Source organism: Acinetobacter sp. YH12235, from assembly GCF_013417705.1.
Taxonomy (GTDB): Bacteria; Pseudomonadota; Gammaproteobacteria; order Pseudomonadales; family Moraxellaceae; genus Acinetobacter.
Genome location: NZ_VPDL01000062.1, coordinates 1 through 1,435, shown reverse-complemented (window position 1 = coordinate 1,435; position 1,435 = coordinate 1). Strand labels below are relative to the sequence as shown.

The following is a 1,435-nucleotide window of genomic DNA, read 5'->3' as shown; positions in this document are numbered from 1 at the left end:
AGGATAACCTTGGTGTCCTGCTATTTGAGCGCCATGCGCGGGGCGTTCGGCTAACAGACGCAGGCAGGCACTTCATGGAGCGTGTCACGGCGGGTGTCGATCAACTCGATCACGCAGTGAAGACCGCAGGCATGACAGCTCAAGGAGAATACGGCCGGCTTCGCATCGGCATCCATGCCTTAATCCCACGCAGCTTTCTCACGGAGCTGATCCGTCATTATCGGGAAGAACATACGGGCATTGAGGTTGAGATCACCGAAGGCACAGCCCGCGATGCGGTGATGCAGCTTCGTGCTGACCAGCTCGACGTGGTGTTCGTCGCGGGCAAGCCCGAGATGCCCGACTGCCATACCCGACCGATCTGGACCGAACCGCTGGTGGCCGTGCTATCGGATGGGCATCGCCTCGCCGGGCAGTCCGCAATCACTTGGTCCGATCTGGTCGGCGAGACTTTCATTGTTCGCTATGGTGGCACCGGCCCGCAGGTCCATGACCATATCGTGCTGCGCCTTGCCGGGCGTTGGCCCGCACCGTCGATCCGGCGCTTTGATGTGGGGCGCGACACGCTGCTATCTATGGTCGGACAAGGCTTCGGCATCACTATCGTCGGCGAGGCAACGTCATTGTTGCCGACGACCGGCATCGTCTTCCTGCCCTTCCTCGATGAACCGGAGCCGGTTGCCTTTACAGCCGTCTGGTCGCCGTTCAATCGCAACTCCGCACTGAAAAATCTACTCAACCTCGCAGGCAAAATGAAGCGTGACGGCGATTCGCCCAATCGTTTCCTGGATGGCACTCGACCGGCACGATAACGGCACAGGCGATCCATCCTATTTGCCGCCGATAGTATCCGGCAGCCCTCCGGCATCCTCTTTCCTGTTGCCCGTCCCGATTTTGCCTACTCTCTGATCGGCTCCGTCTCTTTTGCCGACTGGAGCCTGCATTGCGCGGAGGCCGAATCCTTTGGGGTCAGATCGCCGTAGTCATCACCATCGTTCTGGTGATGACACTGAGAAATTTGACGATAATCAAAATACTGACCTGCAAAGAAGCGCTGCATACGTCGATAAAATGATTGTGGTAAACACTTGATGGGCAAGGCTTTAGATGCAGAAGAAAGATTACATGTTTGCTTTAAAATAATCACAAGCATGATGAGCGCAAAGCACTTTAAATGTGACTTGTTCCATTTTAGAGATTTGTTTAAGATAAGATATAACTCATTGAGATGTGTCATAGTATTCGTCGTTAGAAAACAATTATTGTGACATTATTTCAATGAGTTATCTATTTTTGTCGTGTACAGAGATTATTATAGAAGCCCCCATGAATAAATCGCTCATCATTTTCGGCATCGTCAACATAACCTCGGACAGTTTCTCCGATGGAGGCCGGTATCTGGCGCCAGACGCAGCCATTGCGCAGGCGCGTAAGC

General features: G+C 53.6%; 1 protein-coding gene and 2 pseudogenes. 2 read left to right on the top strand and 1 reads right to left on the bottom strand.

What is annotated here, in order from left to right:
• On the top strand, positions 1–812 hold an 812-nt coding region (locus FTV13_RS15490; RefSeq protein WP_159139002.1), incomplete at its 5' end, for a LysR family substrate-binding domain-containing protein.
• 197 nt (positions 813–1,009) lie between these two features.
• Here the strand turns inward: FTV13_RS15490 and FTV13_RS15485 are convergent.
• Positions 1,010–1,237: pseudogene (locus FTV13_RS15485) on the bottom strand (IS4 family transposase); the annotation flags it as partial.
• Positions 1,238–1,326: 89 nt separating this feature from the next.
• On the opposite strand from FTV13_RS15485, the pseudogene FTV13_RS15480 reads away from it, so the two are divergent.
• A pseudogene (locus FTV13_RS15480) lies at positions 1,327–1,435 on the top strand (dihydropteroate synthase); the annotation flags it as partial.